The 15,178-nt window shown below is 51.6% G+C and carries 18 protein-coding genes and 2 pseudogenes; 9 read left to right on the forward strand and 11 right to left on the reverse strand.

The genetic code is table 11. From position 1 onward, the window contains the following. Nucleotides 1-14: 14 nt before the first annotated feature. The gene (locus IXB28_RS12760; RefSeq protein WP_215618975.1) at nt 15-299 is read left to right on the forward strand and encodes a TMEM165/GDT1 family protein; all 285 of its coding nucleotides are present in this window, start codon (nt 15-17) and stop codon (nt 297-299) included. A 9-nt stretch (nt 300-308) separates the two neighbouring features. Here the strand turns inward: IXB28_RS12760 and IXB28_RS12765 are convergent, their stop codons facing one another. Beyond that, nucleotides 309-860 (reverse strand): DUF4149 domain-containing protein, encoded by a 552-nt coding sequence (locus tag IXB28_RS12765; protein WP_215618976.1) that lies wholly within the window; start codon nt 858-860, stop codon nt 309-311. Nucleotides 861-1,049: 189 nt separating this feature from the next. Then, entirely contained in the window at nt 1,050-2,384 is a 1,335-nt protein-coding gene (locus IXB28_RS12770) for a glycosyltransferase (protein WP_215618977.1), read from the reverse strand. 243 nt (nt 2,385-2,627) lie between these two features. Between IXB28_RS12770 and ebsA the strand changes: the two genes are divergently transcribed. The 5 genes from ebsA (at nt 2,628) to IXB28_RS12795 (ending at nt 6,136) form a co-directional block, all read left to right on the forward strand. Continuing rightward, nucleotides 2,628-3,002: a type IV pilus biogenesis protein EbsA gene (gene ebsA / locus IXB28_RS12775; RefSeq protein WP_215618978.1), complete on the forward strand. Its 375-nt coding sequence runs from the start codon at nt 2,628-2,630 to the stop codon at nt 3,000-3,002. A gap of 136 nt (nt 3,003-3,138) precedes the next feature. Continuing rightward, nucleotides 3,139-4,224: a phosphotransacetylase family protein gene (locus tag IXB28_RS12780; RefSeq protein WP_215618979.1), complete on the forward strand. Its 1,086-nt coding sequence runs from the start codon at nt 3,139-3,141 to the stop codon at nt 4,222-4,224. A gap of 265 nt (nt 4,225-4,489) precedes the next feature. Next, the gene (locus tag IXB28_RS12785; RefSeq protein ID WP_215618980.1) at nt 4,490-5,005 is read left to right on the forward strand and encodes a DNA-protecting protein DprA; all 516 of its coding nucleotides are present in this window, start codon (nt 4,490-4,492) and stop codon (nt 5,003-5,005) included. Between the two features lie 133 nt (nt 5,006-5,138). After that, nucleotides 5,139-5,576 carry an MAPEG family protein gene (locus tag IXB28_RS12790; protein WP_215618981.1) on the forward strand — a complete coding sequence of 146 codons (438 nt, stop codon included), beginning with the start codon at nt 5,139-5,141 and terminating at the stop codon, nt 5,574-5,576. A gap of 68 nt (nt 5,577-5,644) precedes the next feature. Beyond that, nucleotides 5,645-6,136, forward strand: coding sequence for a YajQ family cyclic di-GMP-binding protein (locus IXB28_RS12795; RefSeq protein ID WP_215618982.1), 492 nt, complete (start codon nt 5,645-5,647; stop codon nt 6,134-6,136). Between the two features lie 12 nt (nt 6,137-6,148). Here IXB28_RS12795 and IXB28_RS16950 read toward each other — a convergent pair whose 3' ends face one another. The 3 genes from IXB28_RS16950 to IXB28_RS12810 all read right to left on the reverse strand — a co-directional run bounded on the left by IXB28_RS16950 (nt 6,149) and on the right by IXB28_RS12810 (nt 8,687). Beyond that, complete coding sequence (locus IXB28_RS16950; protein ID WP_215618983.1) at nt 6,149-6,631, reverse strand: GNAT family N-acetyltransferase; 483 nt, start codon at nt 6,629-6,631, stop codon at nt 6,149-6,151. Further along, nucleotides 6,624-6,800: a hypothetical protein gene (locus tag IXB28_RS12805; protein WP_215618984.1), complete on the reverse strand. Its 177-nt coding sequence runs from the start codon at nt 6,798-6,800 to the stop codon at nt 6,624-6,626. Before IXB28_RS12805 ends, IXB28_RS16950 begins: the two co-directional genes overlap by 8 nt. Before the next feature lie 90 nt (nt 6,801-6,890). Next, complete coding sequence (locus tag IXB28_RS12810) at nt 6,891-8,687, reverse strand: sodium:solute symporter family protein (protein ID WP_215618985.1); 1,797 nt, start codon at nt 8,685-8,687, stop codon at nt 6,891-6,893. A gap of 196 nt (nt 8,688-8,883) precedes the next feature. Here IXB28_RS12810 and IXB28_RS12815 point away from each other — a divergent pair, with 196 nt between their 5' ends. Then, on the forward strand, nt 8,884-9,402 hold the full coding sequence (locus IXB28_RS12815) for a hypothetical protein (RefSeq protein ID WP_215618986.1): 519 nt from the start codon (nt 8,884-8,886) through the stop codon (nt 9,400-9,402). Between the two features lie 48 nt (nt 9,403-9,450). Continuing rightward, nucleotides 9,451-9,993 (forward strand): hypothetical protein, encoded by a 543-nt coding sequence (locus IXB28_RS12820; RefSeq protein ID WP_215618987.1) that lies wholly within the window; start codon nt 9,451-9,453, stop codon nt 9,991-9,993. Nucleotides 9,994-10,007: 14 nt separating this feature from the next. Here the strand turns inward: IXB28_RS12820 and IXB28_RS12825 are convergent, their stop codons facing one another. The 6 genes and pseudogenes from IXB28_RS12825 to hemL all read right to left on the reverse strand — a co-directional run bounded on the left by IXB28_RS12825 (nt 10,008) and on the right by hemL (nt 14,288). Then, nucleotides 10,008-10,388 carry a PIN domain-containing protein gene (locus tag IXB28_RS12825; protein WP_215618988.1) on the reverse strand — a complete coding sequence of 127 codons (381 nt, stop codon included), beginning with the start codon at nt 10,386-10,388 and terminating at the stop codon, nt 10,008-10,010. A gap of 8 nt (nt 10,389-10,396) precedes the next feature. Further along, nucleotides 10,397-10,657: a hypothetical protein gene (locus IXB28_RS12830; protein ID WP_215618989.1), complete on the reverse strand. Its 261-nt coding sequence runs from the start codon at nt 10,655-10,657 to the stop codon at nt 10,397-10,399. A gap of 410 nt (nt 10,658-11,067) precedes the next feature. Beyond that, nucleotides 11,068-11,151 (reverse strand): annotated as a pseudogene (locus IXB28_RS17090) (type II toxin-antitoxin system VapC family toxin); the annotation flags it as partial. A 107-nt stretch (nt 11,152-11,258) separates the two neighbouring features. Beyond that, a pseudogene (locus IXB28_RS12835) lies at nt 11,259-11,816 on the reverse strand (Uma2 family endonuclease); the annotation flags it as partial. 279 nt (nt 11,817-12,095) lie between these two features. Continuing rightward, nucleotides 12,096-12,851: a HEAT repeat domain-containing protein gene (locus IXB28_RS12840; RefSeq protein ID WP_215619087.1), complete on the reverse strand. Its 756-nt coding sequence runs from the start codon at nt 12,849-12,851 to the stop codon at nt 12,096-12,098. Between the two features lie 135 nt (nt 12,852-12,986). Then, nucleotides 12,987-14,288: a glutamate-1-semialdehyde 2,1-aminomutase gene (gene hemL, locus IXB28_RS12845; protein WP_215618990.1), complete on the reverse strand. Its 1,302-nt coding sequence runs from the start codon at nt 14,286-14,288 to the stop codon at nt 12,987-12,989. Between the two features lie 218 nt (nt 14,289-14,506). Between hemL and hisIE the strand changes: the two genes are divergently transcribed. Further along, the gene (gene hisIE, locus IXB28_RS12850; RefSeq protein WP_215618991.1) at nt 14,507-15,148 is read left to right on the forward strand and encodes a bifunctional phosphoribosyl-AMP cyclohydrolase/phosphoribosyl-ATP diphosphatase HisIE; all 642 of its coding nucleotides are present in this window, start codon (nt 14,507-14,509) and stop codon (nt 15,146-15,148) included. Nucleotides 15,149-15,178 lie beyond the last annotated feature (30 nt).

Here is a 15,178-nt window from a genome sequence, read left to right on the forward strand (position 1 = left end):
ACTGAAAATAGGCCATGCCATTTGATTGGAATTTAATTGGAATTAGCTTTATCACCGTCTTTTTATCGGAACTAGGCGATAAAAGCCAGCTGGCTGCCATTGCCCTCGGAGGTAGTTCTGACTCCCCCAAGGCCGTATTTTTTGGCACAGCCGGGGCGCTGGTGCTGGCGAGCTTTTTGGGCGTCCTGGTGGGGGAAGGAACAGCCCAAATTTTGCCCACACAGCTGGTAAAAGGCATCGCAGCCATTGGGTTTGCCTTGATGGCCATCCGATTACTCTGGCCCGACCCCTCCGAATAACGGGGCTGCTTAGCGTTGCTCAGTAAACTGGGCCGCAATGTCGCTATAGCAAAGGCGGAGCAAAAAGCCGAGCAGCAAAAGCTTGATCGCCTCAGTTCCCCAGTAGACACCGTGCATCCAGTCCATGGCCTCTGGAACAGTAGCAGGCATGGTTGCGGGCAGATCTAACACCACCCCAATTGCGCCCATGGCAGGGGTGAGCACGTAGGCATAGAGCAAAGCGATCGCAACTAAACTGCCAGCCACCAATAGGGACCACCGGCTACGGCTACCGCTTACCTCTATGGCACATTCAGCATGTCTGTGGCGCATGGCCAGCACACCGGTCAAAATCACACCGGACAGCAACATTTCGACATGGTTAAAGACTTCAAACAAGCTATAGCCGGCACTGGCAAAACTAGATGTGGTCATCATGCCCCCCATGTAGAGCATGGGCATAACAACTAGGTCGAGCATTAAGCTGCCCCCCAGCCAAAAGATAGCCACAAATAGAACTGCGCTATCCCAAGCAAACTGCTTTGGGGACAACTTCGGAAAAGACAACGAAAAAGATGTCATAGGTAAAACCAACGATATAGATGGGTATGTCCCAACGCTAGCGGATATATCGCTGGTCAAACGTGAAAAAACGTTGCAACCTATACATTGCAACGTTTTCTTTAGACTTCGGTTGGGCCAGCCCCGTGGACGCTCCAACCAAGGGCCTGGCACCTAAACAAGAGGGTTTATTGGTCATCCAGCGCTACCTTAAGCACTGGCAGCCTCGCCGCCATGGATGGTTTTGACCCACTTCAAACGCTTGGGACGCACTGCCATGCGCGTGGTGGCAAAGGCCATCACAATAATCCAATGGGTCATGTATAGGGTGCCTTGCACCGCCTTGACCATGGCCAATAGGGGAGAGATTTTCTCGGTGCGATAAATGCCCATGGCCATGCCCCAGTAGGACATCGCCACAGCAAAGGTGGTTAACGGAGCAAAAACTGGGGGCTGACGTAACGCGATCGCAACAATCAAATCCGGCACCGCCACAATGGGCAACATGTATTGCAAAATCCAATACACCAACATATCAATGGACTTATTCCAGCCCAGCTGGTTGCGAAACAACAGTCGCCAATAATCCAGATATCGCTGGTAGCCACCTTCTGCCCAACGGTTGCGCTGATGCCAAAGTGCCTTGCCCGTGGTCACCCCCTCTTCTCCCACCGCCGGCATGGTCAAAAACCCAATATTCCATTGGTGCAAATGCAGCTGCACCGTTAGATCCAAATCATCCGTAATGGTCATTTCATTCCAACCACCACATTGGGCAATGGCCGCCTGCCGCACAAATTGACCATTTCCCCGCAGTTCACCAATGCCGCAGCACGCCGCCCGTTGCTCTTGGTAGTAACGATCCAGGGCCATTTCTGCCGCCTGGCCCTGGGTCCAAAAATTAGTCCCCCGATTCACAATCGACTTACGCACCTGAATCGCCCCGGTGCGCTCATTCATAAACAACGGCACCACCTGGCGTAATAGGTCGGCGGGCACCTGAGCGTCCGCATCAAATACCGCGAAAATTTCCCCCATGGCTCGGGTCCAGGCCAAATTCAGCGCCCCGGACTTACCGCCCGTGGCATCGGCCCCCCGGTGCAATACCTTGAGCTGGGGATACCCCTGGGCTAATCGGTCTAAAATCTTGCCCGTGCCATCGTCACTGTTATCGTCAATCACCCAGAGTTCATAGCGATCCTTGGGATAATCCAAGCTACAAAGTGATGTCACTAAGTTAGTGATCACAGCCGCTTCATTCTTGGCCGCCACCAAAAGGGACACCCGGGGCCAGGCATCCTCTGCCAACGTTGTCGGTATTGCCGCTTTATCGGGGCTGCGCGCATAGGTCGCATTCGCGATCGCAACCCTCAGAATGTAAAGCGCCACCAGCACAGTAACGCCCCATACAATTAGCTGTCCCCATGCCGCCCAATGCAGCATCGCCGTCATCCCCCACAGCAGAACTAAAGCCGCCAATGCCTTAAGGCGACGTCCCTCCGAAAGATCATCTAGCGAAACATCCGATATCATTTCAGTCGCCATAGGTTCCTTACAGTGGGGATAGAAGTTACAGGTTATTAATATCTTATTGAAATCTGTTACATAGTATTGCTTTTCCCTAGGGCCACCTAGCAATCCTCTGCGCCAACAATGAACGGGGGCAAGGTTTCTGTGGGTACACTATGGCTAAGCTCATTAGATACACTGACTCCCCGTGTTTAGTCATGGCCCAGGTATCTAGTTGCCTCAATTGACCATATTGCCCAGACCCCACTGCTCAACACCATGCCTATTGCAGACATTCAGCCCGCTCCCAAACAAGATGTCGGCGTTTACATGCCCTACTACCAGGGCAACAAACGCAAAGCATTACCCTACGCCATTGGACTATACAAAAAGGGCAATCTGGAAGGCGAGCGCCGGATTGAAGGGGGGGAAAGCATTGCCTTTTTAGCCACATGGAACGTGTCCATGCTGCCGGCCGATCTAACACGATGCCGGATGCAATTTGCGGGTGACGCTGAGCTAACCTACGAGATCACCATGGCCACATTTGAATTCGTTGACTTTTTAATCGACGTCGTCACGGCCATACGCCTCAAGCGATCCCCTGATTTTTCCAAAAGCTTTTATCGCAGACTACTGAGAATGGATGATTAGAGTAGCCTACGGAGATCTACCGGCTATCCCCATCTACCCACTAAACACTTCGGCAAAAGTTAAGCTTTTTCCCGGTTCCAAATTACGCGCCATGGCACAATGAGAACTAGTCCTGTTGGTAGTTAGGAGTGATAGTGTGCCCCATCCATCCAAGCATCTGCTGATTGGCTCGACAGAGCCCTACAGCGGCAAGTCGGCCACCATAGCGGGGCTGGCTCTACAGCTTCGGGATCGCGGTATTGATATCGCCTATGCGAAACCAGTTGGGACCTGTCCCAGCGAGCAAGCGGGTCTTGATGAAGATGTGCAATTCATTTCTCAAATCCTCGAGCTGCCCACGGCGCGACTACGACCAACACTGCTCTCGTTAGATGCCCAGACCATCGAGCAGCAGCTAACCGAAGAAAATTCCGCCATTGACCCACAGCAAATGGCCACCTATTTAGATGGCCAAGGCGAGGACCTGCTGTTAATTGAAGGGCCCGGCACACTAGAAGAAGGCACTCTCTTTGGCCTATCCCTATTGCAACTGGCCAGGGCCACTGAAGCCCAGGTGATGTTGGTCGCTCGGTTCCACTCAGTGTTGATTGTGGATGGTCTTTTAGCGGCCAAGCAAAAGTTAGGCGATCGCTTGATGGGGGTGCTCATCAATGACGTCCCTGACAACCAGCTCCAGGCCGTGCAAACCAACGTAAAAAACTGCCTTGAACGTCATGGCATTCCAGTTTTAGGCATTTTACCCAGCACTCCCCTCATGCGCAGTGTGAGCGTTGGCGAACTTGTGCATCAGCTAAAAGCCGAGGTTCTCTGCTGCCAAGAGCGGATGGATTTGATGGTGCAGAGCTTAAGCATTGGTGCCATGAACGTCAACTCAGCGTTGAAGTACTTTCGCAAGGCTGACAACATGGCTGTGATTACCGGGGGTGACCGAGCCGACATTCAGTTAGCCGCGTTGGAAACCTCGACCCAATGTTTAGTGCTCACAGGCCACATCGCTCCGCGACCCGACATTATTAGCCGAGCTCAAGATTTAGAAGTGCCTATCCTGTCAGTTGACCTAGACACGTTAACCACGGTGGAGATTATCGAACGTTCTTTTCAACAGGTCCGTTTGCAGGAGCCCATCAAGGTTCAGTGTATTCAGTTGCTGATGGAGAAACACTTTGACGTACAGCGATTGATGAGCGAACTGAATTTATCCTCCCCTGCGGTCACAGCTTAAGTCGGGGTCTACATCAATTCTGCATTAATAGTGTTGTTTCGTTGGAGGCTAACACCAGTAGCTGAACGTATCAGCTGACTGTCGCTGCCCCCGATACTGACATCGGATAGATAGGTCTTGCCTAAAGACGGCTAACAACCCCCAGAAGCTAGAAAATAATTTTCTTGTTGCGCACCAAATCCATCTGCCAGTGAAAGCAAGGTAGGTCTAAGGCCAAGGGTTTGGTAGAATTGGCCAGTCCCTTCATTAAAACTCTACAAAACCCTTGAGTCAGTCCCTTGATACACCCATCGAATCGCTTAAGGTAGACGATTTTCTGCAAGAGCTTGCTGCGATTCAGCAATCGGGCTCAAAGCGTATTGCTATCTTGGGTTCCAGGCATGTACCGATTACCCACCTGCGCTTGATTGAGCTAATGAGCTATGCGCTTGTGTTGGGCGGTAATCGTCTACTCACATCTGGAGCAACAGGGACAAACTCTGCGGCTATTCGTGGAGCAATGAAGGCGGACCCCAACCTATTGACGGTCATTCTGCCCCAAAGCCTCGACCACCAGCCGCGTGAGTCACGGGAGCAGCTAGATTCTGTCATTCATTTGGTCGAAAATTCTGCCAATGATCGCCTTAGCCTGGCAGAAGCGAGCGCTATCTGTAACCAGGAAATTATTTCTCGCTGCCAGCAGCTGATCTGTTTTGCGTTCCACGACAGCCACACCTTGCTAAAAACCTGCAAGGATGCGGAAGACCAGCGCAAGATTGTTACGTTGTTCTACTTCGACTAATTAAACTAGAATCCGTCTACTCTACGGCAGCCCATTTATATGGTTGGGCCTAAGCTATCTGCCCTGGTCGGACACTTGAGCCGGAGCATCGCCGTCCTTCATTATTATCGTCATTCATCGGTTGGGTTGAGCTGTGAGCTTACTATCTGCACCAAATATCTTTGTATATAGCCTGCCAGTGGCGGCGTTTCTGATTTATGTCCCCTACATGATTGTTGCCGCAGAGCGGGTCAAGCTGGCCCAATCTATGGACGAGCCGATGGAGGTTTTTTCTCGGCCCAGATTTTATGCAGATCAGCTCCCCGACCATGCAAAGCGGGCTAATTGGGCGCATCAAAATTCGATTGAGTCGTTTATTTTGTATGCACCAGCCGCCGTGGTGGCCTACCTTACGGGTCAAGAAAGTACGGCTGCGTTGCTAGCCGTGGTGGCCTATCTTATAGCTCGGCTACTATTTTCAGCCTTTTATATTTTGAATGTGGCCCCATTGCGATCGCTCATGTTTGGCATTGGCAGCCTCAGTATTTTCAGCCTTTACTTAATGAGCTGCAAAAGCATCTGGCTACAATAGTTTCACGTCCCCAGGGGCTGGTGGGCATTGCCCACCCCCACCCACCTGTTGCATAATCAATCCTCACTATGGCTTCCTCCTACTCCTTTGATGTTGTTAGTGACTTTGACCGCCAAGAACTGGTCAATGCCCTAGACCAGGTACGTCGCGAACTCAAAAGTCGCTATGACCTAAAAGACACCAAAACAACACTGGACCTGGGGGAGACCAATATTGCCATTGAAACCGCCAGTGAAATGACGCTGCAGGCGGTACATACCTTAATTCAAACCAAGGCGGCAAAACGCAATCTGTCACTGAAAATTTTTGAGTACGGCAATATCGATGCCGCTAGCGGCAACCGGGTTAGACAAGAGATTGAACTCAAAAAGGGACTGACCCAAGAAGTCGCGAAAAAAATCTCAAAAATGATTCGCGATAACCTGAAAAAGGTACAAGCTTCGATCCAAGGAGAAGCCGTACGGATTTCGGCCAAGTCTAAGGACGATTTGCAAGCCGCTATTCAACTCATCAAAGAAGAAGACTGGCCCGTTGCTTTGCAATTTCAGAACTATCGCTAACCTTAGTATTCGTTATAAATCTAAGTGTAATAGCGTTGCACTGTCTTGATAGCCAAGGCTCTTGTAAAGTTGTCGCGCAGGTAGATTGTCCAATAGCACCTGCAAACTTAGTTGGTCGTAGCCTTGCTCAGCGGCCCAGTTTTGGGCATGGGTCATCAACCTACGGCCCCATCCTTGCCGACGGTGGGCAGGGTCAACATACACCAAATAAATATAGCCCTGCAGGGCGCCGGTGAGTTGATTGATTGATTGCCCTAACCAAAGGCAGCCAATAGCTTTGGGTTGGCTGGCCATGAAACCCACACGCGCAGTGGCCGCCGGTTCTAACCACCACAGCATTGATGGCCCTGCCAAGTACAGTTCCACGGTTCTAGTTAAGTGGCCTACCTGAGTCGCCCCTAATTCCTGATAGGCCGTGGCCATCGTAGCTAAAAGCCTTGAACGATCTAAGCTAGAACCTTCAATCAAATGATATCCATCAGGCCAGTCAGACACCAAAGCCATTAAGCAACAACTTTCCGGCCATGGCTAACTCATCCCCATCAATGGGAGCCGGTGCCAGCATGTCGCTGGGGAGCCAAATGCGCGCACTCACCGCCACCATGGCGAACAAAAACACCAGCAAAATCAAAAAAGGAATAACGTAGGAACGAATGATGGACATATCAGACAATCAGAATAAATAAACTCGCATTAAGTATCGTAACGTTTTTGCAGGGTGGGCATTACCCACCGTCGGGGTTAGCCCATGGGATCAAGACCACATATCATCGTCATCCAAGCCAGGGCGAGGCACCGGAGCAATCGGCCGCTGATTTAGCTTGCGCAACCACCACCAGCCAGCCACCGCAATAATTAGGGAGCACCAGCCCAACAACGACTGCAATAGCAAAAAGCCCCCCACCGCAAACATGGCACCAAACAGTAGCAACAACGCCGCTAAAACCCGCTGCGATTCCAGACCTAGATTTTGCAACGGTCTCACCCCAGTGCGTTGGCGCTGTCGCCGCCAGCCGGGGCCACCAGGTCGCACACGACGATAGAAGTCATCTAGGGTTTCGTCAGATTCAGGCGGAGTCAGCAACATAACGGTGACCCACACCACAGTGGTGATGCCCGCCGTGACTAGCAACCGCATCCCAAAGTCCTGAATCTGAATCACTTTCACCACACTGGTGAGCAATCCAATCACAAAGCCGGTGACCATGGAGCTGAGTTCAGCCGCGGCGTTAATGCGCCACCAGAACCAGCGCAAAATCAGCACCAGTCCTGGCCCAGTGCCGATGGCAATCACTAGACGAAATACGGTGGCCACATCGGAGGCAAAGAAGGCGGCGGTGGCGCCTAAGATGGTGACCAAAACTGAGGTGATGCGCCCTACATTGACCAGTTCGGTTTGGGTGGCATCGGGCTTGATAAAGCGACCGTAGAGATCGTTGGTGAGATAAGACGCACCCCAGTTAATCAGCGTGGAAACGGTGCTCATAAAGGCAGCAATGAGGGATGCCACCACCAAACCCAGCACCACCGGGGGCAAAAAGTCGAGCATTAGCTTGGGATAGCCTAATTCTCGGTCAGCCAAGTCTGGGTAAATCGCCACCGCCGCCAGGGCCACGATAATCCAGGGCCAGGTGCGAATAACATAGTGCAAAATGTTGAAAAACCAGGCCGCTTTTTCCGCTTCGTTTTCATCTTTGGCCGCCACCAAACGCTGGATAAATTCTCCACCGCCGTCGCTGCGGCGAAAGGACCACCACTGAAGAAACACATAGGCCATAAACGCACTGGCGGGGATGCCTGCCGCCGTACTCCAGCCAATGCCACCGCTGAAGGTAATGGGGACAATGCTGAGCACATCGAAGTCGGTGTTGGTTTGGGCCTGATTGATCAGGTTCTGCATACCGCCCACGGAGGAGACAGATGCGATCGCAACAATAATCGCCCCAATCAACGCTAGGAAAAACTGAAAAAAGTCCGTAGCAACAACTCCCCAGAGGCCAGAAAATCCCGCATAGAACAGCACCAAAATGCTAACGACAATCACACTCCACAGCTTCATGCTGTCATTGGGTTCAATGCCGACGCTTTGCCATAGCTCTAACGCATCCACCACTTTGACCATGGCCAACATGGCGTAGCCAATGCCGATGCAGTTAATGGGCACCGCAAACAGAAATGCTTTTACTCCGCGCAGCACAGCCGCCATTTTTCCGCCGTAGCGAATTTCCGTTAGCTCCGCATCGGTCACCACTTCAGATCGTCGCCACATGCGGGCAAACACATAGATCATCACCACATGGGCAATGCCGAAGCTCCACCATTCCCAGTTGCCAGCGATGCCACGGGAGCCCACCACACCGGCCACATAGAGTGGCGTATCGATGGAAAAGGTGGTGGCGGCCATGCTAGTACCGGCCAACCACCAGGGCAATGAACGCCCTGAGACAAAGAAATCAACAAGACTACCGGAGGCTTTACGAGATAGGTAAACACCTAGCACCATCGTAAAGATTAGGTAGGCCAATACTATTAGCCAGTCAATGGGAAGCATGGAGGTGCAGTTCTGAAGCAATCGCCCAAATCATCCCACACGGGGTCGCTGTCACCAAAGATTGTCGCAAAATGTCGTTAATCAGAACTTTGAAGGGATGGAGACATTTGTGAAGAATGCGATCTCATCCCCCCAATAGCCACGAAACCTCCCACTCTCCCCTGAAGTCTCCCAAACAGTCCTCAAACACCGGCCCATGCGACGTGTTATCCCCATCCTCTTTCTAGCCACCAGTGCCGCATTGCCCCTGACCTCAGACGCCAGGGCAGATGGCCTCTCATCGTCTCCCCTAGAAGGATTCCAGCGCTTAGATGACGCCACCCTTCCCACCAAAACCATCTCCGGCAGCTGTCCAGAAACCGTTACCTTTTGGCGTGAACGCTTTGAATTTGAACATGGCGCCTACACAGGGGTGATGCTCAATGTCGCCACCATCGGGCAAGGAGTCACAACAGTCAGTGACCACCAGGAACGATCCATCACCTATAAAACACCCCTGAAACCTCAGTTTTATAGCTGCATTGGCACCCTTAGCAGCGGTCCCCATCCGCCGCTCGAACACCGTCACCTTTACCACCTTTGGTTTGAACAAGGCCATGTGGTTTTTCGCCTTGACCTAGGGCCCAAGCCAGCGGATGCCCTCCAACTATCCAGCCTTAGCCACCACGAAATTATTGGCCAATATCCCTACGCCCAATGGCTAGCGGCCCACTAAAGCCAGGGGCTGTTTAGCCCTAACCGATACGCAAAATTCAGCTAAACCATGACACTGACTCAATTTCGCCCCCTAGCATTACTACTAATCAGCACAGTCTCCATTGCACCTTCCGCCATGGCCGAGGGCCTATCCCCCTCCAGTCGCGACACATTCGAACGACGAGACGATATCGCCCTTCCCGTTGAAACCACCGCCGGTGATTGCCCCACAGAAATCCGAATCTGGCAAGAATCCGCCATCCAATTTGAAGCTGGGGACAGCATTGGCATGATGCTGGATGTCAGCACCATGGGCCAAGGAAAAACGGAATTTATGGACAGCCAACAGCAATCCGTTACGTTTCGCACACCGTTGAATCAGGCGTTCTATAACTGCGTTGGTTATTTAGGTGACGGCAACACCCTGGACGAGGCGGCTCAACACTATCGCCAGCTATACGATATTTGGTTTGGCCAGGGACATGTTTATTTTCAGTTTGATATTGGTCCCATTGCTCCCCAGGCCGATGAGAATTGGTATTTTGCCAACATTACGCATCAAGACATTGTGGGGCAATATCCCTACGTTCGCTGGACCTTTGGGGATTAGGATTTGATCTGTGGTCAACGGTTATAGGGTTGCTCCATACTCAAGCCTGGAACGATGCGATAGTGCTTCACGTTGAACGTACAGAGGGTGGCACTACGTCCGACGGCACAAGCAGCAATTAGGGCATCAATCAGGCCAACTTTGTTAGACAGATGGTATGCCGTAAAGTCGGATAAAGCTCTAGCACAGTCAGTTTCAGTCGGCCAAACAATTGGTAATGGTGCGACTAGCTGTAAAACCTTGCGAACCTGTTGCTTGTTCTGAGCATCCTGAATCAACTCCATGACGGCAAAGCCAGGAATACTGGGTAAATCTGGGAGGGAAGCGAACCAAACCAGTGCAGGTTCGTAGCCCCGTTGGATATCAATTATGACGTCGGTATCAACTATATACATCTGCGGCCCTAGCTACGCTCGCGATTTTCGGCAGCATGGCGTAACTTACGGGCATAGTCCTGGCTATCGGCGATATCAGCACGAGAGCTGACCACTCCAATGGTTTCCCAATAAGCGACGAGGTCTAGTCCTGTTTTGGGAGGGTCCTGCAGAAAAGGACGAAATGCAAGTACACGCAGAATGTACTCTGCTAAGGGCAATTTGAGTTGAGATGCCTCGGCAGATAAATCGCTTTCTAGTTCAGATGGGAGTTCCAGACTAATTACCATTGCGCTTCTCTGCACGCTTACATCTGCGTTTAATGATATCGAATCTATCAATGCAACGCAGGATTGCATTCTCGCTTTATTGACTCAGAATTGATAGGCATGATGCTTATCCAACAGGTATCAGTAGGCACAGGAATTGTTGCCCCACAGATGGCTGCATTGGTGATTTTGGGAACAGCGATACCCTGGATAATGCGGCTCGTCACTATCGCCAGCTATACGATAGTTGGTTTGGCCAGGGACATGTTTATTTTCAGTTTGATATTGGTCCCATTGCTCCCCAGGCCGATGAGAATTGGTATTTTGCCAACATTACGCATCAAGACATTGTGGGGCAATATCCCTACGTTCGCTGGACCTTTGGAGACTAACATCTCAGTATCGCCAGTGGCACAGAATACTCTGTTGCAAATGCTATTCCGAATATCCTTTGCTAGTTTCTGATCGCCACTAATAAACCAAAGGAAAATATGGGTGTCTAACAGGATTCTCATTGCCCCTCAAATGCACTTAAAATTTCTTCCGGCAAAGGTGCATCGAAGTCATCAGGAACTGTAAATTCTCCAGCACACAGACCAAAGGGCCGTTGTGGACTAGCATTCAATACCAAACCAAATAATTCCTGGATCGTCAGCTGCCAATCCCTGGCAAACATGGGTACAGAGATAATGTCATTTGGCCCATCCAATACGTCAGGTTCCCGTTTGGAATGGTAGATAAAGACGGTTTGTTCCACTGGATCAATTAACCAACCGACCTCAGTTCCGTGTCGCAAACAGTGCAGAATATTTTTCGTTACTTTTGTTTGGCTTTGATCTGGAGATAGGATCTCAATGGTCCAATCTGGCGCAGCCGAAAATGCGTTGAAAACCTTTCCATTCTCGTCACGAGGAATGCGGTCCCAGCGAAAAACGGCAATATCAGGAACCGTTGAACGACCACCAAAAGTGCAGCGTAATTAAGGAAATGCATGGGCAGTCCGTTTGGAGTTGACCACCCCGCTGATGGCAGGAACAAGCGCTCTTTGAATAATGCTATGGTTCCCCTGAGACATTGGCTTCTGGATGATTTGACCGTCGATGTATTCGCTGGCAGGCTTTGTTTCTGGTAGTTGTAAGAATTCTGTCAGGGTCGTTGGTTTCGATGGTGCCTGCATCATTTGAGAGTATCCCGCTAGCCGCCAGATCAGCGCTCACTCACTATTTTATCTAAAAACAAATTGGGGCGGATTTCAGCCATCTAGACTTTGACCCTACTGATTTCATTGATTTCAAAGTAGAGTGGTACGCTCTCAAGGCGGAATTGATGGAGAGATAAACCTTGTGCCTAAGAACGCACCTTACATTTTGCTTGTTGCTGCTAAACGCAGTGCGCTACTACATCTATCGCTGAACGGATTCAAAGTATTGCAAGGAAAGTCCCCTTAGTGGTGCAAATACTAAAAATCCTCTTGTTCTAGTTCCTCAATTACCTGTAGCCCGCGGGCATCGCCCAGGTTCAAAATAGACGCGCGGGCATCGTCCCGCACCCCCAAATCCTCATCGTCCACAAAGGTTTCAATCAACGCATCAATGGCGGTGGCATAGACCACGTTATAGGTGAGGTCTTTGCACAGCTCCCCAATGGACCAGGCACAGTTGCTGCGCACAATGGCGATGGGGTCGTTGCGCATGGTTTTTACCAATGCCGGAATCGCCTTGAGAATTGCGTCGAAGCTGATTTTTCCCATTTGCCCCAGGGCACTCGCCGCCCACAGCCGCACCACGGACATATCATTTTCAATGGAGTTTACTAAGGGAGCCACCGCCTTTTCATTTTGGCAATTTCCCAAGGCCCACACCACCGCCTTACGCACATAGCCGTGGGAATCCGACTGGAGCTGTTCGATCAACGCATCAACGGCAGTTTCACTCGGATTGCGTCCTAGGGCATAGGCCGCATTCACCCGCACCAAGGGGCTGTCATCCTTGAGCAGCTCAATTAATCGAGGAATCGCACGGGGCTCTTGAATTTTATAAAACGCGCGTGCTGCCAACATGCGCTGCTGAAGATTCTCTGACAGCAGCAACGGCAGCATCTGATCCGGGTTATAGCGAGGCGCTTCATCCTCTAAGGGGATGTCATCTAGCGGATCGATGGGGGCATCAAACCCCACCTCGGCGTCTAAAACATTAAGAGCATCAATATCGTCCATGGATGGTAAGCGGTGAGCAGCCCGCACGTAGATTAATAAAAGTCAGGTAATGGCTGACATCAACCATTACCCCAGATATGTCTATAAAAATGATGACTAGGCTACCGTTGAGGTAGCCTAAATTCCTCCAGCTAACTAGATGGAGGAGAGGACAGTACGAGCGGCTGCCAATGTATTGGCAATGTCGTCGTCGGTGTGGGCAAGAGAGGTGAAGCCAGCTTCAAACTGGGAAGGGGCAAGGTATACCCCCTGCTCTAGCATGCCCCGATGGAAGCGGCTAAATTTCTCTAAATCAGCCTTCTTGGCATCGTCGTAGTTGTGCACCGGTCCTTCGGTGAAGAACATGCCGAACATGGCGCTAATGTTGCCACCGCATACGGCATGGCCGTTTTCGCGGGCAATTTCTAGTAAGCCGTTGATCAGCTTATTGGTGGTGGCTTCTAGCTGTTCGTAGGTGCCAGGACGACCGAGAATTTCTAGGGTTTTGATGCCTGCAGTCATGGCTAGTGGATTACCGGACAGCGTACCCGCTTGGTAAACGGGGCCTGCGGGGGCAACCATTTCCATAATTTCGCGACGGCCACCGTAGGCACCCACGGGCAGACCACCGCCAATAATTTTGCCGAGGGTGGTCAGGTCAGGGGTGACACCAAGCTTTTCTTGCACACCGCCGTAGGCAATGCGGAAACCGGTCATGACTTCATCAAAGACCAGCAGCGCATCGTTATCTTGGGTGATCTCCCGCAGGCCTTCGAGGAAACCGGCATCGGGGGTGACGAAGCCGGAGTTACCGACGATGGGCTCTAGAATGACACCGGAAATTTCACCGGGATGCTGAGCAAAGAGAGCTTTGACAGCCTCTAGGTCGTTGTAGGGCGCAGTTAGGGTGGCGGCTGTGGTGCTCTTGGGCACACCGGGAGAATCGGGTAGACCCAGGGTGGCCACACCGGAACCGGCTTTGACCAAGAACATGTCGGCATGGCCGTGGTAGCAGCCTTCGAACTTGATGACTTTGTCACGACCGGTGAATGCCCGCATTAGGCGCAATACGGCCATACAGGCTTCGGTGCCGGAGTTAACGAAGCGCACCATTTCAATGCTGGGGACAGCACCAATCACCATCTCGGCCAATACATTTTCGAGATAGCAGGGGGCACCAAAACTGGTGCCTTTTTGCAGGGCGTCCACTAGGGCTGCATTGACTTCATCATTGGCATGGCCACAGATCGCAGGTCCCCAGGTGCCAACGTAGTCGATGTACTCATTGCCGTCTACATCCCAAATGTGGGAGCCCTTAACGCGGTCAAAGACGATAGGCTGGCCGCCAACGGACTTGAATGCTCGCACAGGAGAACTGACGCCCCCGGGCATTAAGTTTTGGGCCGCCGAAAAAATCTCATCTGATTGGGTGGTTTTTAATGATGTGCTGGTAACCAACGGGCTCTCCTTATCGTTAAATTCGTTTACCTAAGGGGTTGATGACAGCCCGCGATGGCTGCCGTTGTCAATGATTGCTGAAGATTGCAGTATTCTCAATCCTAACGTTTGTGAGAGTGACGATTGCAATATGTTAAGGAATGTAGCGGTGCGGGTAAAGCCCTTGAGCTGAGACAATGGGGCTGCACAAATTGCATTAATGCTGAACTGATACGGACATGAGTACTCCGCTTTCCTTTGCAGGCGCTATTCCCACTGACAAAATTCGCTACAACGATCAGGGTTTAGTGCCTGCGATCGCACAAGACTATCTTGACGGCACCGTGCTCATGATGGCCTGGATGAACGAGGCATCGTTACAAAAAACCCTAGAAACCGGTGATGTGTGGTATTGGAGCCGTTCCCGCCAGGAACTGTGGCATAAAGGGGCCACCTCAGGCCATTTGCAAAAGCTCAAGGCGATTCGCTACGACTGCGATAGCGATGCCCTGCTGCTCACCATTGAACAGGTGGGGGACATTGCCTGCCACACGGGGGAACGTAGCTGCTTCCACCAGGTGGACGGCGGCATAACCCCCCCGGCAGCGGACACCCTCTCCCAGGTATATGGGGTAATTTGCGATCGCAAGGCCAACCCCAAACCTGGCTCCTATACCAATAAGCTGCTGGCCGGTGGAGACAATTCGATCCTCAAAAAAATTGGCGAGGAAGCGGCTGAAGTGGTGATGGCCTGCAAAGATGACGAACCGGACGAGATCGCTGGGGAAGTGGCAGATTTGATCTATCACACCCTGGTTGCGATCGCTCACCACGGCGTGGACATTAAGGACGTTTATCGCAAACTACAATCGCGCCGTTAAACCGAATCAGGCCGTTCACCGGCAAGGGGG

The organism is Leptothoe kymatousa TAU-MAC 1615 (assembly GCF_018739865.1).
GTDB classification, from domain to species: domain Bacteria; phylum Cyanobacteriota; class Cyanobacteriia; order Phormidesmidales; family Phormidesmidaceae; genus Leptothoe; species Leptothoe kymatousa.

Coding starts and splice junctions, on each gene's coding strand:
- IXB28_RS12760 (WP_215618975.1), top strand. CDS start 15: ATGCCATTTGATTGGAATTTAATTGGAATTAGCTTTATCACCGTCTTT.
- IXB28_RS12765 (WP_215618976.1), bottom strand. CDS start 860: ATGACATCTTTTTCGTTGTCTTTTCCGAAGTTGTCCCCAAAGCAGTTT.
- IXB28_RS12770 (WP_215618977.1), bottom strand. CDS start 2,384: ATGGCGACTGAAATGATATCGGATGTTTCGCTAGATGATCTTTCGGAG.
- ebsA (WP_215618978.1), top strand. CDS start 2,628: ATGCCTATTGCAGACATTCAGCCCGCTCCCAAACAAGATGTCGGCGTT.
- IXB28_RS12795 (WP_215618982.1), top strand. CDS start 5,645: ATGGCTTCCTCCTACTCCTTTGATGTTGTTAGTGACTTTGACCGCCAA.
- IXB28_RS12805 (WP_215618984.1), bottom strand. CDS start 6,800: ATGTCCATCATTCGTTCCTACGTTATTCCTTTTTTGATTTTGCTGGTG.
- IXB28_RS12810 (WP_215618985.1), bottom strand. CDS start 8,687: ATGCTTCCCATTGACTGGCTAATAGTATTGGCCTACCTAATCTTTACG.
- IXB28_RS12815 (WP_215618986.1), top strand. CDS start 8,884: ATGCGACGTGTTATCCCCATCCTCTTTCTAGCCACCAGTGCCGCATTG.
- IXB28_RS12820 (WP_215618987.1), top strand. CDS start 9,451: ATGACACTGACTCAATTTCGCCCCCTAGCATTACTACTAATCAGCACA.
- IXB28_RS12825 (WP_215618988.1), bottom strand. CDS start 10,388: ATGTATATAGTTGATACCGACGTCATAATTGATATCCAACGGGGCTAC.
- IXB28_RS12830 (WP_215618989.1), bottom strand. CDS start 10,657: ATGGTAATTAGTCTGGAACTCCCATCTGAACTAGAAAGCGATTTATCT.
- IXB28_RS12840 (WP_215619087.1), bottom strand. CDS start 12,851: ATGGACGATATTGATGCTCTTAATGTTTTAGACGCCGAGGTGGGGTTT.
- hisIE (WP_215618991.1), top strand. CDS start 14,507: ATGAGTACTCCGCTTTCCTTTGCAGGCGCTATTCCCACTGACAAAATT.